Origin of the sequence: Parabacteroides sp. AD58, assembly GCF_023744375.2 — a bacterium.
Classification (GTDB): Bacteria; Bacteroidota; Bacteroidia; order Bacteroidales; family Tannerellaceae; genus Parabacteroides; species Parabacteroides absconsus.
The window spans coordinates 2,992,584-3,007,693 of record NZ_CP146284.1; the positions used below are offsets into that span (position 1 = coordinate 2,992,584).

At 43.0% G+C, this 15,110-nt stretch carries 9 protein-coding genes; 5 read left to right on the forward strand and 4 right to left on the reverse strand.

The genetic code is table 11. The annotated features are described in order from the left end of the window. Positions 1–4 precede the first annotated feature (4 nt). Both NEE14_RS12770 and NEE14_RS12775 read right to left on the reverse strand, forming a co-directional pair. Positions 5–556 carry a DUF4924 family protein gene (locus NEE14_RS12770; protein WP_251967339.1) on the reverse strand — a complete coding sequence of 184 codons (552 nt, stop codon included), beginning with the start codon at positions 554–556 and terminating at the stop codon, positions 5–7. Further along, positions 553–1,482 (reverse strand): Mur ligase family protein, encoded by a 930-nt coding sequence (locus tag NEE14_RS12775; RefSeq protein WP_251967338.1) that lies wholly within the window; start codon positions 1,480–1,482, stop codon positions 553–555. Before NEE14_RS12775 ends, NEE14_RS12770 begins: the two co-directional genes overlap by 4 nt. Before the next feature lie 705 nt (positions 1,483–2,187). Here NEE14_RS12775 and NEE14_RS12780 point away from each other — a divergent pair. The 5 genes from NEE14_RS12780 to NEE14_RS12800 all read left to right on the forward strand — a co-directional run bounded on the left by NEE14_RS12780 (position 2,188) and on the right by NEE14_RS12800 (position 13,360). Next, positions 2,188–5,313 (forward strand): SusC/RagA family TonB-linked outer membrane protein, encoded by a 3,126-nt coding sequence (locus tag NEE14_RS12780; RefSeq protein ID WP_251967337.1) that lies wholly within the window; start codon positions 2,188–2,190, stop codon positions 5,311–5,313. Between the two features lie 12 nt (positions 5,314–5,325). Beyond that, on the forward strand, positions 5,326–7,266 hold the full coding sequence (locus NEE14_RS12785) for a RagB/SusD family nutrient uptake outer membrane protein (RefSeq protein WP_251967336.1): 1,941 nt from the start codon (positions 5,326–5,328) through the stop codon (positions 7,264–7,266). Positions 7,267–7,455: 189 nt separating this feature from the next. Next, entirely contained in the window at positions 7,456–9,663 is a 2,208-nt protein-coding gene (locus NEE14_RS12790; RefSeq protein WP_422394656.1) for an alpha-galactosidase, read from the forward strand. 227 nt (positions 9,664–9,890) lie between these two features. Further along, positions 9,891–12,149 (forward strand): inorganic phosphate transporter, encoded by a 2,259-nt coding sequence (locus NEE14_RS12795; protein WP_251967335.1) that lies wholly within the window; start codon positions 9,891–9,893, stop codon positions 12,147–12,149. Positions 12,150–12,496: 347 nt separating this feature from the next. Then, a complete protein-coding gene (locus NEE14_RS12800) occupies positions 12,497–13,360 on the forward strand; it encodes an Rpn family recombination-promoting nuclease/putative transposase (protein ID WP_251967334.1) in 864 nt (287 codons plus the stop codon). A 217-nt stretch (positions 13,361–13,577) separates the two neighbouring features. Here NEE14_RS12800 and NEE14_RS12805 read toward each other — a convergent pair whose 3' ends face one another. Both NEE14_RS12805 and lepB read right to left on the reverse strand, forming a co-directional pair. After that, on the reverse strand, positions 13,578–14,198 hold the full coding sequence (locus NEE14_RS12805; RefSeq protein ID WP_251967333.1) for a WbqC family protein: 621 nt from the start codon (positions 14,196–14,198) through the stop codon (positions 13,578–13,580). Between the two features lie 36 nt (positions 14,199–14,234). Then, complete coding sequence (lepB, locus tag NEE14_RS12810; protein ID WP_251967332.1) at positions 14,235–15,098, reverse strand: signal peptidase I; 864 nt, start codon at positions 15,096–15,098, stop codon at positions 14,235–14,237. Positions 15,099–15,110 lie beyond the last annotated feature (12 nt).

Sequence of the window (15,110 nt, forward strand, 5' to 3'; positions counted from 1 at the left end):
ATCTTTATTCATCTTCTAATTCGAGTTCTCCGTTCATATCAGCCCTGTATTTATCGGCTAAAAGCGCTAAGAATGAGCTGATCTGTTTCAATCCTTCCATTGTCTCGGGACTGATTTCTTTCCCTTGCATCCGCAGCATCAGATAACCGTACACGGCTGTAAAGCAGGTTTCCAGTTCAGGCACGTCGTTCCCACCCGATTTGGCCCGCAACTGTACGATATACGGAAGTGTCTTGTAGTAGGCTGCTCCGTAAATCATCTCCTTCGGCGACTTCAACAGGCGCAGATGCAAGTCGGTCAGGGCGATGATCACATTCTTGTTCAACTGGATGTGACCGGATTCCTTGACTCCCTCGCTTCGCATCATGTCAATCAGCTCTTCATACCAACGGGCAATTTCTTCTTTCACCTCGTCAGGCTGATCGTACCGGGAAATGACATTCTTCCGGATCTCGTCCATATCGAAATGATTGGCACGGATCAGGTCTTCTACCTGCCACATATAAAGCAGGTATTCACATATATTTTCTTTTCTTTTTTGTCTGGCAATAATCATACTGATAACGATGATAATGTAAACTCTGACACCGCCTGGTAGAAATCCGCATCCTTGATACCCAACTGGCGGCAGGCCAGACGGGCAGCATTGATGTTGATGAGGAAATGACGGTTCAATACACGGATCGGATATTTACCGTATCGGGTATCGAGATAAACCTGCCCGTCCTCTTCCACGACCGGATGTTCTTCGAACGGAATAGCTGTAATATCATTCCGGATGTCTTTGACCAGTTCTCCGATTACCGGATCACCTCCGTAGTAAATCAGCTTGCCTTCTCGCTCGATCGACGTCGAGAAACACCGGTAAGTCGACATATATGCTTCCGGCGTGTCATGATCCTGAGACGAATCCCAGTTGAGGTTGGTCATGACAGCAATATGCGGGCGGTAAAATTCGAGCTGAGAACGTTTTTCGATGACCGAAGTGATGTGCTCATCACCTTCAATCAGGGCAATACGGGCTTCGTAGCTGAAATGAAGGTGCTTGTTCAGTCCTGGGATTTCGCTGGTCGTGGCATAGTCGAATGCCAACTTCTGCCTGCGTAGGGCTGCCGCCATCATAGCGATGATAATTTTCCGGCCACGGCTGCCGGCGATGACCACTCTTGTTTTTGACTTTGTGCGCTGATATATAAATTCCGGTATCGATTGGATTAACAGCCCCAACTCTTTCGCGCGCTTAAATTCCGGATTGTCCTGAGTTACTTTGCTGCCCAAGACAACCGAATATGTATTCTTCGTCAATTTATCCGGAAACCATCCGTTACCAAAGCTGGTAATCTCGTCCTGTTCCAGTTCTTCCGCCATTTCCAAAGGAATTTCAGCACCGGAAACACTGACCTCATATCCTTTGTCGTGGATAGCACTTGCCAGCTCTAAAACGAGGGGATCCGTAATTGAAATCAAATGAATTTTTCGCATTGTTAGGATTTTATAGGGCAAAAGTACGAAAAAATCTTCACACTCGTTTTTATTTATCTCATCTTTGATGTGGATTTGTGGCCAGTTCTATCAGAATTATATTTTTCCAGTTCTTCTTTTAGAAAAAATCGGCGGAGTTTTGGAAAATAAGGTCATAGCTTTTCTCTCATCGTTTCTCGATAGAAGCATTTTTGATTCATATGAGAATCAATTTCGATTCTCGTGAGGATTATCAGTTATCAGAGTGGTAGGATTAAAGGAATTAAATTATGGATATTTGTTTGTTGTACACTGAATATCAACTATATTAAACAAGTTTAAAAAGAATAAGACTGTGATATAAATTTTACGATAAAAAATATTTTTATACAAAGTGTTATTTCCCTTTTGAAATGTAAAAAATATCCATATATTTGCAATCGACATAGCAAGAATGCAAGTTAGAGATGATCTTGATATATTTTGTCATTTTGTAGGATATGGAAGTAAGTTAAGTAGGTGTAGCGTGTTATTTTCTATTTGTTTGATCAGTAGAAAAGTTGGGAGAGGCTTGAATGATTCCAGAAAGAGTGTGATTTTAAAGACAAAATATATGTCAGATTGGTGGTGAAATTGTGAGAATTGTTAACTGTTGCTAATGCTAAGAACTTGAAAGTTGAAGAGAGATTTTAATATTATTTTCCTTATTCTAATAAATAGTATTATATGAAAAACAAATGTCAACCTTTATTTAATTCAGGTAAAATCGCGAGGATTTCTACCTTGTGCCTGTTGCTGCCGGCATTGTCGGTCGTAAGTGTTCAGGCAGGTGGATTTAGTTCTGATAGGACTATGGCCGGAATTACCCAGCAGGGAAAGATGATTTCGGGTGTGATCGTTGATCAGACAGGTATGCCTATTATCGGGGCGAATGTGATCATCAAGGGTACAACACTGGGTTCTATTACCGATATGGACGGTAAGTTTGTAATTCCGGATGTTCCGGCAGATGCTATTTTGCAGATTTCTTATATTGGTTACAAATCCATAGAAATGCCGGTCGGTTCAAAAACAGAATTCAACATTACTTTATCGGAAGATTCTGAAAAACTGGAAGAAGTGGTAGTCGTAGGTTACGGTGTACAGAAAAAAGTAACCGTTACCGGTTCTGTAGCCAGTGTGACCGGTGAAGAACTGAAAGCTTCTCCTACATCCAACTTGACAAATGCCATGGTAGGACGTATGCCGGGTGTTATCGGTTTCCAGACAGCTGATGAACCGGGTGGTGGAGGTACTACCATCCGTATCCGTGGTACCAACTCATTGGGAAGTAAAGACCCGTTGATCGTTATTGATGGTATTCCTGATAGAGGTGGTGGTATGAACCGCTTGAATCCGAATGAAATAGAATCAATGTCTGTATTGAAAGACGCTTCAGCAGCCATTTACGGTGCGCGTGCAGCGAATGGTGTTATCTTGATTACTACCAAGCGAGGAAAAGAAGGTAAACCGACGGTTTCATTTAATGCCAGTGCCGGTTTCTCTCAGCCAAGCCGTTTGCCAGAGATGTGTAATGCCTTTGAATACGCAACGATGGTGAATGAAATCAATCCGGGTACTTGGTCGGATGAGGATTTGAGATTGTTCCAAACAGGAGAAGATCCGTGGGGGCACCCGGATACCGATTGGTTTGATACCGTATTGAAGAACGCATCTCCGGTCTACAGAGCTGATGTAGGTGTCAGTGGCGGTACGGATATCATTAAATATTACGTCAACTTAGCTGCTAACGGTGAAGATGGTCTGTATAAAAATTCACAGAACCGCTATGATCAGTACAGTATCCGAACCAATTTGGATATTAAGACCAGTCAGTACGTGAATTTCCAGTTCGGTTCGACAGCTCGTTTTGAAAATACAAATTATCCGGCAAAAGCGGCTTCCAGTATCTTCTCCGGAATCCGTCGTGGTAAGCCGACTCAGGTAGCATTCTGGCCGACAGGAGAACCAGGTCCGGACTTGGAACGTGGTGATAACCCGGCCGTAACTTGTACCGACTTGGCTGGTAAGGACCATTATAAAGATTATTACGTTCAGAATAATGCTTCTGTTAATATCAAAATTCCTTGGGTAGAAGGTCTTTCTTTGCGTGGTAATGCTTCATATGACGTTCATTTCCAGAACCGCCATAAATTTGAACGCCCCGTTTATCTGTATTCATGGGACGGTGTTCATTATGACAGCTCGGGTTTGAGCGGTGCCAAGCGTTGGCTGGAATCTCCTCAGTTGGAACGTAAGCATATTGAACAGACCGACTGGATGACCAACTTGATGGCAGATTACAATCGCACATTTGGTCAGCATACGATAGGCGTAACATTCGGTGTGGAAGCTCAGAAGAAACATTATGAAGAAACATATGCTTTCCGTAAAGGATTTATTTCAGATACGAAACCGGAATTGAATTTAGGTGGTGAGGAAGGCATTCAGGCAAATGGATATTCGTGGAATGAATCTCGTCTGAATTATTTCGGTCGTGTATCATACAACTATCTGGAACGCTATTTGTTCGAATTTGTATGGCGTGTCGATGGTTCCTACCGTTTCCCTAAAAACAAGCGTTATGGTTTCTTCCCGGGCGTATCAGCTGCATGGCGTGTATCTGAAGAAAACTGGTGGAAAGAGAATGTCGGCTTTATCAATTATTTCAAGTTGAGAGGTTCTGTTTCTCAAACAGGTAATGATGCACTGTTGGATGCCGACGGTAATTATGACCGCTCTATCCAGTATCTGAATACCTACGGTTTCAATACTGCAGGAAGTGTGTTTGGCGGCGTTGAATACAAGCGTTTGTATCCGACACGTACCCCGAACCCGGATATTACTTGGGAAGTAGGAACAACCTATGATGTCGGTTTGGATTTCAAATTCCTCAATAACCGCTTGAGCTTGGAAGGTGATATATTCTATCACAAACGTACCAATATGTTGATTTCGAGAAATGCCTCTTTGCCGGAAATCACAGGTATTACCCTGCCTCGTGAAAACATCGGTAAGATGAAGAACCGTGGTTTTGAAATGTTGTTGGGCTGGAACGATAAGATTGGTGAAGTAGAGTATTCGGCTTCATTTAATATGACCTATGCCAAGAATGAAATTCTGTTCTGGGATGAAACACCAGGTGTTCCTTCTTATCAGGTTTCTACAGGCATGCCGGTTGATACAGAATTGTATTATATAGCCGATGGTATTTTCCGTGATCAGTCAGAAGTAGATGCTTATCCACATTGGGAAGGAGCTCAGCCGGGTGATATCCGCTTTAAAGATGTCAATAATGATGGTAAGATTGACGCTGACGACCGTGTTCGTTCAGACAAGAACCAGGAACCTCGATTTGTGGGTGGTTTAACTTTAGGTTTGAACTGGAAAGGATGGGACTTGATGGCCTTGTTCCAAGGAGCTACGGGAGGTCAGGTTTATATTCAGACCTGGTCTGGTACGATCGGTAACTTCTTGAAGAGTTATTATGATAAACGCTGGACTCCGGAAAATCCGGATGCTACAGGTCCTCGTACTTATGAACGAGAAAATCAGTACTGGATTACCAACCGAAATACGTATTTCCTGCGCAATGCCAATTATTTGCGTTTGAAGAACATTGAGTTGGGATATACATTCCACAATGATGTATTGCAGAAGATCGGATTGAGTAAACTGAGAATTTATTCAAATGCAACCAATGTGTTCTGTATTGATGGTGTTAAAGATGCCGATCCGGAACAGCGAGACATCAACTTGGAAGCATATCCTTTGAGACGAATTATTAATTTTGGTATTCAAGCGACATTCTAATACATGATATTTATGAGAAAGTTAGTAAAAAAATTATACAGCACGCTTTCATTAAGCTTCATAATGTCTGTTGCACTGACTTCTTGTTCAGATTTTATGGATCTGACGCCAGAGGATCAATATGATGAAGCAACCGTATGGTCTGATGCCGGACTGGTTCAGGCTGTTGTGAATGATGTTTATGCTTATATTAAACATGGAGCAGATGAAGTTAGTACTACGGCGCTGACCGATGATGCTTATTTTACACACAACTACGGTGTGAAGGCTATCAATGAATCGGCTATTTCAGGTAGTGACCTGCAGTGGTATGACGATGACAACTGTCCTTTCAAATGGACAAACAGTTATAAGGGAATCTATCGTGCCAACCTGATTTTACAGAATATTGATAATGTTCCCGAAAAAGTAGGGTATGATCTGAATATGCTAAAAGGCGAAACGTATTTCTTAAGAGCTTATATGTATTCTGAGCTGGTAAGAGGTTTCGGCGGTGTACCTATTGTCGACAAAGTTTATACGATTGAAGAAGCTTCTACCTTGTCGTTGCCACGAAGCAGTGTCAAAGAATGTCTGGAATTTATACTGTCGGATCTGGATAAGGCAATAGAGCTTTTGCCAGAAACTGTCTCTTCAGCAGATCTTGGCCGAGCAACAAAGGGAGCAGCAATCGCCCTGAAGGCACGTATGTGTCTGCACTTGGCCAGCCCGTTGTATGCTGACCGTACAGTCAATACGCTGGCTTGCAACCAATATGACGGCGACCGTACTGCTTTGTATGAATCTGCTTTGACTTATGCGAAAGAAGTTATTAACAGTGGCCTATATTCTTTGGTTGACTGTAATGCAGGAACAGTGAAGGAAATAGCTGATAAGTTTCATGAAATTGCTACAACAAACAATTCGGAATTGATTTTCACGAAACAGTTTGTTAATAAGTCTCAGAATGCAGATAATAATGTCAGAAACAGAGCTGCTCTCTGCCATGGTCCTAACGGGTATCATAATTGGGCTGGTGTGACTCCGTCTAATGATTTGGTGATGTCTTTCGAAATGGAAGATGGTTCTTTGAATCCGGCTATGCGGACTGCAGGTGAAACGACAACGGTAAACCCGTATTTGAATCGCGAACCGCGTTTTTATGCTACAATCGGTTATGACGGTGCTGAATGGGGTAGAGCTCGTCCATCTGATTCGCAGGTGTTTGATCCAACTCCTTTAGGAACCTTGCAGATGGGATTCTATGAATTGTCAAGTGGAGGTAGTGCTGTAGAAGCCCAGGTCGCTTTTGACGCATCTGGTAACCCGACCAAGACTATTTCTTTCATGGGTGTTAATGGCGTTGATACACGTCGCTCGGCTGTTGAAGACTGGAATGGTTCTTTTACAGGCTATTTGGAAAAGAAGCTGATCGATACTTCATTTGAAGCATCTGAATCTATGTTCCAGACTTGTCCATATCCGTTTATTCGTCTGGCTGAAATGTACTTGATTGCAGCTGAATCTTGTATCGAATTAAACAGACTGGATGAAGCCACTCAGTATCTGGATGCATTACGTGCCCGTATCGGACGCCCAGATACAAAAGCAACCTTGGCTGTTCGTAACCAGGCTTTCAATCAGGATAATCTGCGTGAATTCTTGCGTTTGGAACGCCGTTCAGAATTGGCTTATGAAGATTCTCGTTATTATGACATCAGACGTTGGATGATTGCTCCTCAGGTGATGTCGAAACCGTTGACTGGTATTGCTGTGGTAGCTCGTCTAAAACCTGGAAAGACGGCTTCTGCACCGTATGTTCAGGATGCTGAGACATGGGATTATCAGTACTTCGTTACCGATCTGACTTATCGTGAAACCAGAAAGTGGACGGATAAGTTGTATTTTGCTCCTATTAAGCGAGATGAAATTAATAGAAATACAGCTATTATTCAGAACCCGGGAATGGAATAATTCTATAACTTTGAGGTACAACCTGCCTGTTCTTGGGTGAAGAGGCAGGTCGTACCGGTTCGGAAAGACTCATACTTAGCTTTCATTTCGTTTTACCTTGCTAGAATAAGAGGAAGAACAAAAAACAGAAGGCAGGTATGAGTTTTTTTGTGTAATTTTGACGTATAAATGATTAATCTGTACAATATCATGAAAAAGTATTTGTTTTTATGGCTCGTCATGCTGATGGGTAGCTGGCATATGTCTGCCCAGACTAGTACAGACGGTGCACTCATCCGTATTTCTACCGACGAAACGGATTTGATTTATAAACAAGCTCCAAACGGGCGGTTATATCAGGCTTATTTAGGGCCGGCTTTGTTGCATGAAAGTGATCTGAAACATCTTTCTGCCTTTGCCAAAGGTGGGTCTGATGGAAGTGCCGGAAAGAAAGGCTGGGAGATTTATATGACTTCGGGTGCCGAAGACTTCTTTGAGCCGGCTTTGGGTATTACCCATGCTGATGGAAACATGAGTACTATCCTTACCTATGTCTCTTCTGAACAGAAAGCAATCGACAGCAATGCGACGGAAACCATCATCCGACTGAAAGATGATCAGTATCCGCTGCAGGTGGTGATGCATTATGTAGCTTATAAGAAAGAAAATGTGATCAAGACCTGGACGGAAATTACTCATCAGGAAAAGAAACCGATCCGTCTTCATCGCTATGCATCATCTATCATTTATTTTGAGCGTCCGGCCTATTACCTGACAGAGTTTAATGGAGACTGGGCGAAGGAAATGAATATGACTACCCAGCAGCTGCAGTATGGTAAGAAAATCCTGGATACGAAATTAGGAACGAGGGCTGCCATGCATGTATATCCTTTCTTCGAACTGGGTTTGGGACAACCTGCTGAGGAACATCAGGGAGAAGTCGTTTTAGGCACCATTGGCTGGACCGGTAATTTCCGCTTTACTTTCGAAGTGGATAATGTCGGGAATCTGCGTGTGATTTCGGGTATTAATCCGTATGCTTCGCATTATGAACTGGAAGCCGGCAAGACATTTACGACTCCAGAATTTATCTTTACCCGCAGTGAGGAGGGAAAAGGAAAAGCCAGTCGCAATCTGCACCAGTGGGCCAGAAATTATCAGTTATATGATGGAAAAGGCGACCGGTTGACATTGTTGAACAACTGGGAGAATACATACTTTAATTTTGATCAGGAGAAACTCAGTACTCTGATGACTGAAGCCAAGTCATTGGGCGTAAATCTGTTCCTTTTGGATGACGGTTGGTTTGGAAATGAATTCCCCCGCAACGATGATCATGCAGGCTTGGGAGACTGGCAGGTAATGAAGAGCAAATTGCCCGACGGTATTCCGTATCTGGTGAAGGAAGCAAAAAAGGCCGGAGTCAAGTTCGGTATCTGGATTGAGCCGGAGATGGTTAATCCGAAGAGTAATCTGGCACAAAAGCATCCGGATTGGATTATCCGCCTGCCGAATCGGGAGACCTATTATTACCGGAACCAGCTGGTTCTCGATCTGGCTAATCCGGAAGTTCAAGATTTTGTATTTGGAGTGGTTGATAATCTGCTGATGGAGAATCCGGAAATTGCCTTCTTTAAATGGGATTGCAACAGTCCGATTACCAATATTTATTCTCCATATTTGAAAGATAAACAAGAACAGCTTTATGTGGATTATGTGCGAGGATTTTATAATGTCCTCGATCGGATCAGAGCGAAATATCCGGCTGTACCGATGATGCTCTGCTCGGGCGGCGGCGGTCGTTGTGACTATGGAGCCTTGAAGTATTTTACCGAGTTTTGGGCAAGCGATAATACCGATCCGGTTGAGCGGTTGTTCATTCAGTGGGGATTCTCACAATTCTTCCCATCCAAGGCAATCTGTGCACATGTAACCAGCTGGAACAAGAATACTTCGGTGAAGTTTCGTGTTGATGTGGCTATGATGTGCAAGATGGGCTTCGATATCGGCTTGAAAGACCTCAACGCTGACGAACTGACTTTCTGCCAGGAAGCCGTTGCTACGTATCATCGTTTGAAACCGATTATCCTCAACGGAGACTTCTATCGCCTGGTTTCTCCTTATGATACAGAACACATGGCGGTTATGCATGTGGGTGATAATCAGAAGAAAGCCATTCTGTATGCTTATGACATTCATCCGCGGTTTGCTGAAAGTACTTATGCGGTTCAGTTGCAAGGACTGGATCCTGAGAAGATGTATAAGATTGAGGAAATCAACCTGATGCCGGATACAGAGTCGAAGGCTGTTATTAACGGACAAACGTATTCGGGTGATTACCTGATGAAGGTTGGGGTTCGGGTGTTCTCTGCCCGCCAGACAACCAGTCACATCTTTGAAATAACAGCTCTTGATTAAGAGCTTCTGACAGATGGAGGGCGTGCCGGACAGGTACGCCCTCTCTTGTTATATAATTCATACTTTCTCCTGCTTTACACACTATCCCTCAACATTGATTTATTTAGCCTTAACTGCCGGGAAGCTAATAAGCTTTTTCCTTGTAATAGTTTTGTAATATCTGTGACATCTTATTGAAACAGGTAATTAAGAACTTTGCAACCAGAAAAATATACATTTAATTCTTTATGGAAACATTCTATCTGTTTTTGGTTATTTTCCTGGCAGTACTGGCGATATTTGACTTGTCGGTCGGTGTCAGTAATGATGCGGTAAACTTCCTAAACGCTTCGATTGGTTCAAAAGCTGCATCTTTTCGTGTTATCATGATTGTTGCAGCCACAGGTATTCTGGTGGGAGCGGCTTTATCGAATGGAATGATGGATATTGCGCGGCATGGCATTTACCAGCCCCAGTATTTCTATTTCTCTGAGATCATGTGCATTCTGGTAGCAGTAATGTTGACGGATGTGGTGATTTTGGATATCTTTAATTCGTTGGGAATGCCGACATCTACAACGGTTTCTCTGGTCTTTGAATTGTTAGGTGGTACCGTAGCCTACTCTCTCATCAAGATTGCCAACGATACGGAAAACATCCTGCATATTGGTGATTTGATGAATACGGATAAAGCATTGACCGTTATCTTAGGTATCTTTACCTCTGTAGCCATTGCTTTTATATTCGGTGCGATCGTCCAATACATTTCCCGTCTGATTTTTACCTTTAATTACCGGAAGACGGCCAAGTATTTCATTGGTCTGTTTGGTGGACTTGCAGCTACGGCTATCGTTTATTTCATGCTTTTCAAAGGGTTGAAGTCAAGTCCGTTCCTGGCAGGTCCGGTAGCTGATTATATTTTCTCACATACAGGAAAACTGGTATTGTATTGCTTCATCGGATTTACTGTTCTGATGCAGGTATTGCACTGGCTGAAAGTCAATGTATTTAAAGTAATTGTATTGATGGGTACTTTCGCTTTGGCTTTAGCTTTTGCGGGCAACGACTTGGTTAACTTCATCGGTGTGCCTTTGGCCGGTTATTCAGCTTATACGGATTTCTTGGCACAAAACGGAACAACTACGCCAGATACCTTCCTGATGACTTCTTTGCAGGGTTCGGCCAAGACTCCATGGTATTTCCTTGTGGGTTCGGGTGTAATAATGGTGATTGCCCTGTTGACTTCTAAGAAAGCACATAATGTTGTAAAGACCTCGGTCGATTTGGCCCGTCAGTCGGATGGTGATGAGAATTTCGGTACATCACCGGTAGCCCGTGTGCTGGTACGTGTCTGCAGTAATGCTTCTGCCACCATTATGAATGTGGTTCCTGTTCCGGTCAAGAACTGGATTGACCGTCGTTTTAATAATCAGGAAATCATTTTGGAAGACAAAGCCAGTTTCGACCTCGTCAGAGCTTCCGTTAATGTGGTTCTCTCTGGTTTGCTGATAGCCGTAGGTACTTCGTTGAAATTGCCATTGTCAACTACTTATGTAGCCTTCATGGTGGCAATGGGTTCTTCTTTGGCCGACCGTGCGTGGGGCCGTGAAAGTGCCGTATTCCGTATTACCGGCGTATTGTCAGTAATTGGTGGTTGGTTCATCACCGCTGGAGCCGCCTTCTCCATCTGTTTCATCGTTACCATGATTATTTATTTGGGCGGTGCTCCGGCTATCTTGGTAATGATTGCATTGGCTGTCTATTCGTTGATTAGAAGCCAGATTATTTACAAGAAGAAAAAGCATAAAGAGGCCATGCAGGATGAAGTTAATACAACGGTAGCCAAATTGCGTACAGCCAGCAATCCAATTGAAGCGCTGAACCTGTTCCGTCAGCATAGCCGTGAAGAGTTGAAGAATGATCTGCAATTCGCTGCTCAGGCTTTGAGTGCCGCTGTTGAAGGCTTTACACATGAGAACCTGAAAGAGCTGCGCCACGTGATGGCTTCTATTGAAGAAAAGAAAGAACATCTGAAGCAAGTAAAACGTGTTGGTACGCTCGGGGTCACTCAGCTGGATCGTGATATCGCTATCGATAAAGGTTTGTATTACTATCAGAGTAACGACTTTGCCAGTGAGATTGTCTATAGTATCCGTCGTCTGGTAGAGCCTTGCAAGCAGCATATCGACAATAACTTCAATCCGCTGGATGAGATTCAGAAGAAAGATTTTACCGGTATGGACGACCGCGTAATCAGTTACTTGAACCGTTGTGCGGAGATGATCGAGAAAAACAACTATGAAATCATGCCTTCGTTGGTCGATGAATCCAATCAGCTGGTTGTTGGTCTGACGCAGTTGAAGAAGGAAGAACTGAAACGTATTCAGGGACAGTCCGGCAGTACCAAGGTCAGCATGGTTTATCTGAATATGTTGCATGAGACCATCAACGTGGTAAACTTCGCATGCAATTTGATTAAAGTGAGCAAGAAGTTCCAGATGGAATAATGATACAGCTCTAAGCTAGAACTTATTTAAAGAGTGGTACAGACTCCGAGGAAGAGCCTGTAGATATATAAACGAGAATCGGAAATCAATCTAACGAGGATTGTTGACGGTTCTCGTTTGCTTTGTAGAAAAAGGTCGGTATCTTTTCCAAAATTCATGCCTATGTTTTGATCAAAACACGCCGGGAATTTATCAATTTACGCCGGCTTTTGATGAAAAGACGCCGGCTTTTTGGTGATAGGGTGCTTTGTGGAAATGAATTCTTATTTTTCCTTGCTTATTTTTTATTTATTTCTAAATTTGCCTATCCCGCTATTGGGACAAAACACATTAAAAAGACCTTTTCTATGAGAAAAAGCGTATTTATCAATCCGTTTGTGGATCGTGGGTTTAAGATTCTGTTCGGACAGGAATCGAGCAAGGAGTTGTTAATCGAGTTAATCAATGATTTATTGGAAGGTGAGCACCATGTAGAAGACCTTTCTTATATGGATAAGGAAGATCCGAGTGAGACAACAGACGGTCGGGGTACCGTTTTTGACTTATTATGTAAGGATCAGGACGGGACAACTTTTATCGTTGAACTGCAAAATGCCAGGCAAACTTATTTTTATGAACGGGCATTGTATTATCTTTGTCGTATGATCGCCTCACAAGGTAAGAAAGGTGAATCTTGGGAGTTTGAACTCGTACCGGTTTATGGAATCTTCCTGCTGAATTTCCGGTCAGGCAAAACAGATAAAGTCCGTACTGATCTGGTGATAGCCGACCGTGAAACCGGCAAACAGAAGAGCCGGAATTTCCGGGAAATCTTCATCGAATTTCCATTATTCAACAAAGCGGAATCAGAATGTAAGACTCCGTTGGATTACTGGTTATATAATTTAAAGCATATGGAACAGTTGGAACATTTATCATTCAAAGGTCAGAAAGCCTTGTTTGCCCGCTTGGAGGAATTGGCTCGTATCGCCAATATGAACAAGAAGGAACGGGCAGAATACGAGGCTGCCTTGAAAATATACCGGGATAATGAAAATGTTGTTACGACGGCAAGAAGAGAAGGGAAAGAAGAAGGAATAGCAATTGGAGAGGAGAGAGGCTTAAAGAAAGGTATATTGACAACCGCCCGCCTGATGAAACAGAATGGTATTTCTTTTGAGCAAATTAAATTATGTACGGGCCTGTCTGACGAGGAAATACGGCATTTATAATCTGTGTTTCAGGGTAGAAGGAGATATGGCTTTTGTTGTGAAGAAGAAAAATATTCCCTTTTAAAATTTTTTATCACGAAAATACTTGACAAACCACTTGACAAAACGTACTTTTGCACTGTGGTTTTTTCATAATAGTATTAGATTTAAGGTTAACAAAGTTGATTAGGGGTTGTCGTGAGACAGCCTTTAATTTTTTATACCTACCTGAATATAATCAGCGAATAGATTTTTGTAAGATAAGAAGACTTTCCGGACCCATGTTGAAAAGTAAATCTACGATGCTCAGGTTAGGCAAGAAGCCTAGTTTTTCTTGGAATACCTGATAATAAGGAATCGGTTGGAAGGACGGATCAACCCCTTCGTGTTTGGGACGGATGATTTCCCGGAAATCAGCGTTTACCTCGGGCTGATATTCGGTTGTGTAATGGATATCCGGCTGCATGTCGATCAATCGGCAGATTACCTCGCGCAGGGCTTCATTGAAGTCGAGCAGGAACTCATATTTCTTTTCATAGAAAGGGGCGAAATCTTCTTCATAATATTCGAAAAAGGGACTCATCCGGTATGCAGATACTAAAGCGTTCCAATGCAGATGACGCCAATTTCCGTGATCGGAGATGCGAATGTCTTTTGTCAGACATTTTAAGGTCTCGGGTTTGACAATCGGGACCGTAAGTGCCTGCGGACCATTAGCCGCAGCGATGACACAGCGGTTGCGGTACGTCTGTTTCAGATAATTCTCCTGGGTTTCCAACCAGATATGGTCGTAAGCAAATAACTTGGTATATAATTGGATGGGGCCTAAATAAGCCGTCGAAACATAAGCTGTATTCATTTCTATCTGTTTTTATGATGTATTCGGATATACTCATTACTTTATCAGGGTAAACCGGTTGTTTTTATCCGGACTGTACCAGCAGAAGAAGATCCGTCCGATGATATGATCCTCCGGAATAATGCCTAAATGGCGGGAGTCGATGGCTACATCCCTGTAATCCGATAAAAACCAGTAATAGTTCTGTCGGAAAAAGAAGAAATTCATCTGCTTACCCTCTATGAATAATTTCCCGTCTTTGAAAACGGCATTCCCGTTCGTTTCATTTTGAATGGCTTCCCGGCAGGCTAAAAGCGAGAGACTGTCTAACGCATAGGCCCTGTCTTTTTGAGGAACAATAAACTGATACTCCGGTGAGGCATACATGCGGAAACAAGGCTGAAGCGCTTTGGGCAGTTCTTCTTTTATCTGGTAGGCTTCGAATGAAGTAAGCACGCAGGTAATGCCTCCTTCTACCACTTTCCATTCCCGAGAGCGTTCGGGCAGCTTCTTCAACAGGCGGATAAAGATATCTTTCCCCTGGTTAGCCATAAAATAGGAGGCTTGTGCCTGGGGAGAATGAGGATATTCTTTTCCATTTATCTGATACCCCGTACTTGTTACCCGTATGGTATCTCCAGGCAAGGCAATGCAGCGACTGACGAAAACAGGTGGATGAATCGAATCTTTCCGCAGCGGACTGGTAAATACCTGGATGGCATTCCGCTTTGGATGTTTACCGAACGGAGTTTTGTCGAGGAGCACGAAATCACCCTGATGCAGGGATGTCTCCATGGAGTCGGTCGACAGATGAAGCGATTCAACCAGGAACAGGCGGATTCCCATAACAAGAGCGGCCAGCAGTAAAATGCCTGCCAGCCACTTCCAGTTATATTTCTTGTTTTCTCCTTTTTGTCGCATACAGTTTTGTAT

Bases quoted from the DNA above. Each gene is read 5' to 3' on its own strand.
- NEE14_RS12770 (WP_251967339.1), bottom strand. From the start codon at position 556: ATGATTATTGCCAGACAAAAAAGAAAAGAAAATATATGTGAATACCTG.
- NEE14_RS12775 (WP_251967338.1), bottom strand. From the start codon at position 1,482: ATGCGAAAAATTCATTTGATTTCAATTACGGATCCCCTCGTTTTAGAG.
- NEE14_RS12780 (WP_251967337.1), top strand. From the start codon at position 2,188: ATGAAAAACAAATGTCAACCTTTATTTAATTCAGGTAAAATCGCGAGG.
- NEE14_RS12785 (WP_251967336.1), top strand. From the start codon at position 5,326: ATGAGAAAGTTAGTAAAAAAATTATACAGCACGCTTTCATTAAGCTTC.
- NEE14_RS12790 (WP_422394656.1), top strand. From the start codon at position 7,456: ATGAAAAAGTATTTGTTTTTATGGCTCGTCATGCTGATGGGTAGCTGG.
- NEE14_RS12795 (WP_251967335.1), top strand. From the start codon at position 9,891: ATGGAAACATTCTATCTGTTTTTGGTTATTTTCCTGGCAGTACTGGCG.
- NEE14_RS12800 (WP_251967334.1), top strand. From the start codon at position 12,497: ATGAGAAAAAGCGTATTTATCAATCCGTTTGTGGATCGTGGGTTTAAG.
- NEE14_RS12805 (WP_251967333.1), bottom strand. From the start codon at position 14,198: ATGAATACAGCTTATGTTTCGACGGCTTATTTAGGCCCCATCCAATTA.
- lepB (WP_251967332.1), bottom strand. From the start codon at position 15,098: ATGCGACAAAAAGGAGAAAACAAGAAATATAACTGGAAGTGGCTGGCA.